General features: G+C 42.6%; 3 protein-coding genes. 2 read left to right on the top strand and 1 reads right to left on the bottom strand.

What is annotated here, in order from left to right; genetic code table 11:
- Positions 1-685: alpha/beta fold hydrolase (locus IQ229_RS21405; RefSeq protein WP_194047168.1), on the top strand; the 685-nt coding region annotated here is incomplete at its 5' end.
- Positions 686-773: 88 nt separating this feature from the next.
- On the opposite strand, the gene IQ229_RS21400 is transcribed toward IQ229_RS21405, so the two are convergent.
- Complete coding sequence (locus tag IQ229_RS21400) at positions 774-1,616, bottom strand: pantothenate kinase (RefSeq protein ID WP_194047166.1); 843 nt, start codon at positions 1,614-1,616, stop codon at positions 774-776.
- A 109-nt stretch (positions 1,617-1,725) separates the two neighbouring features.
- Between IQ229_RS21400 and IQ229_RS21395 the strand changes: the two genes are divergently transcribed.
- On the top strand, positions 1,726-2,991 hold a 1,266-nt coding region (locus IQ229_RS21395; protein ID WP_194047164.1), incomplete at its 3' end, for an FprA family A-type flavoprotein.

Below are 2,991 nucleotides of genomic sequence, written 5' to 3'. Positions count from 1 at the left end.
TTTCCATTGTTTTGCACCTGATTTATTAGGGTTTGGTGAATCAGAAAATCCTAATATCCACCATTCGATAGATTTACAAGTTGAGTGTTTAGCTGAATTTTTGCAAGCTGTGAAGCTAGAAAAAGTATATTTAGTGGGGCATTCTCTTGGGGGTTGGATTGCTGCTAGCTATGCTTTAAAGTATCCAGAGAAAGTTGAGGGTGTGGTACTGCTAGCACCAGAGGGTGTAGATATAGCAGGACAAGAAGAGTATTGCCAGAAGATGCGGCGATTATTGAATTATCCGCCACTAATAGTTAAATTTCTGCGATCGCTCAGTCCTTTGACTAAAATCCTGGGTTGGCATGAAAAAATTGCGCAAGACTTGCAGTTGCGTCAATCGCTATTGCCGTATCCTATAGGTTGCCAGCTACTTTTCAAACGGCGACAAGTAGAAATTGAGGCGGAATTACTGCAAAAGCAGCTTTATATGATAGATATCCCAGTTTTTATTTTACAAGGTGGGCAAGATACACCAGATGCTTTAGCCAGAAGCCGTGTTTATGCTCAACTGATGCCAAAAGTCGAGTTGAAAATGATTGCCCATGCCGGAAATGATTTACCAGAATCTTGTGCGGAGGTTGTGGCGAGCGAAATTCAGGAGTTTATTAAAGGCATTTTAAAAACCATAATTTCAACGAATTAAACTAGCTCATTCAGGGTTTGTTGCCAATCCATAACACATATTCCTTCCCTTTGAAACCGCGATATGTGTTTCAAGTTTGTTGTCACAACTATGACCCTATTAATATTTCGCGCATTCCCCAAAAAATTAAATTTGGTTCCACAATTAAACGTTCTGCAATTTCAGGATATAAAACTTGCAAATAGTTAATCAATAAAGTGCGATCGCCCCCTTTAATCGCAATTTTCCCATCAGCAAATAAATCACACCATGCTTCAATAAAATCTTTAATTCCAGCTAATACTGTGTAAATTACTCCGCTTTGAATTGCTTCTTTAGTATTGAGAGCAAAACGTGGTGGTAGAGATGGAAAACTTTGCATTTCCACTAATGGTAATTGTCCTGTTTGTTGATCGAGAGTTGCAAATTGCAAACCTAATCCCGGCAAAATTGCACCTCCAACTAAAGACTCATTAGCATCCGCAGCTGTAAAAGTCAGCGCTGTCCCAGCATCAATTACCAACATCGGAAAACCCCAAGTTTTCGCCGCACCCCACAAAGCTAAAGCGCGGTCAATTCCTAGTGTGGGATACACGCCTTTTAGTGGTATTTGCTCTAAAGTAATAACACGAGTATTTGGGTAAGTTTGCCAAATAGCAGTTTGGCTGGGAACTACCGAGGTGAGGAGGACAGGACAGGGTGGCAGAGAGACAAAAGCGCAAAGGGGTGGAGTATTTGTGAGAAAATTACCTTGTTGATGGGGTGGAGAAATTGCCAGCAATAAATCATGTAGGGTTTGACATTCAGCTAGATGTTGTATGACAGACTCAGGAAAATAGTCGGTATCCCAAGCTGAGTAAAGTGTCTCGCCAATAAACAATGCCCAATGCAGCCGCGAATTACCAATTTCCAAGGCTAGCCAAATTTCCTCTCTGTGCCTCTGTGGTTTCACACTTTTAACTTTTTTAAGTCAACTATAGGTTTTTTAATAAAAATTAACATTAAAGCCGTGTAACAATAAAAGAAGAGGAACAAATACTCATTGTGTCAAGGAGGGAGTTATGGTAGCACTCACCGAAAAAACTGAAAAACGGCTCACCATACAGACTGTAGAGATTGCTCAAGAGACGACGGCTATTCGCTCTTTGGATTGGGATCGCGATCGCTTCGATATTGAGTTTGGTCTGCAAAACGGCACTACTTATAACTCGTTTCTCATTCGCGGGGGGCAGACTGCCTTAGTTGATACCTCCCATGAAAAGTTTCGTCAACTATACTTTGATACGCTCACCGGATTAATCAACCCAACAGAGATTGATTATTTAATTATCAGCCACACGGAGCCAGACCACAGCGGTTTAGTTAAAGATTTGCTGCTTATGGCTCCAGAAATAACCGTTGTTGGTTCTAAAGTGGCGATTCAGTTTCTTGAGGATTTGGTACATCAGCCATTTAAGCGGCGGATTGTGAAAAATGGCGATCGCTTAGATTTGGGCAATGGGCATGAATTTGAATTCGTGATTGCTCCAAATTTACATTGGCCCGATACCATTTTCAGCTTTGACCATAAAACCAAAACTCTCTACACCTGCGATGCCTTTGGGTTGCACTATTGCTCAGATAGCACCTTTGATGAAGACCTAGCAGCGATCGAAGAAGACTTTCATTACTACTACGATTGCTTGATGGGGCCAAATGCCCGCTCGGTTTTGTCTGCCCTGAAGCGGATGGCGGAACTGAAAACCATCAGTATGATTGCCACAGGGCACGGGCCATTATTATCTCACAATGTTGAGGAATTAGTTGGACGTTACCGCACTTGGAGCCAAAGCCAAGCCAAGCCAGAAACGGCAGTTGGAATATTTTACGTTTCCGAATACGGATATAGCGATCGCCTCGCCCAAGCAATTGCCAACGGTATCGGTAAAACCGGTGTCGCCGTGGAAATTGTCGATTTGGGATCGGAAGTCGATTTACAAGAACTGCGGGAACTAGTTAGCCGTTGTGCTGGACTAATCGTTGGATTACCTCCGGCTTCTAGCGCTGCGAGCATCCAAGCAGCACTTAGCACAATTTTAGGATCTGCCAAAGAAAAGCAAGCTATCGGTGTGTTTGAAAGTGGTGGTGGCGATGATGAGCCAATAGATCCTTTGGTGAGTAAATTCCGCAATTTGGGTTTGACAACAGTTTTTCCACCGATTCGGATTAAACAAACGCCTACGGAAAATATCTACAAACTGTGTGAAGAAGCGGGTACAGACTTAGCTCAATGGGTAACACGCGATCGCAGCATCAAAGCCATGAAATCTCTTGGTGCTGACTTAGAT

This window comes from Nostoc cf. edaphicum LEGE 07299, assembly GCF_015207245.1.
Taxonomy (GTDB): Bacteria; Cyanobacteriota; Cyanobacteriia; order Cyanobacteriales; family Nostocaceae; genus Nostoc; species Nostoc edaphicum_B.
The sequence above is the reverse complement of the archived record's forward strand: the minus strand, read 5'-3'. Positions and strand labels throughout refer to the sequence as shown.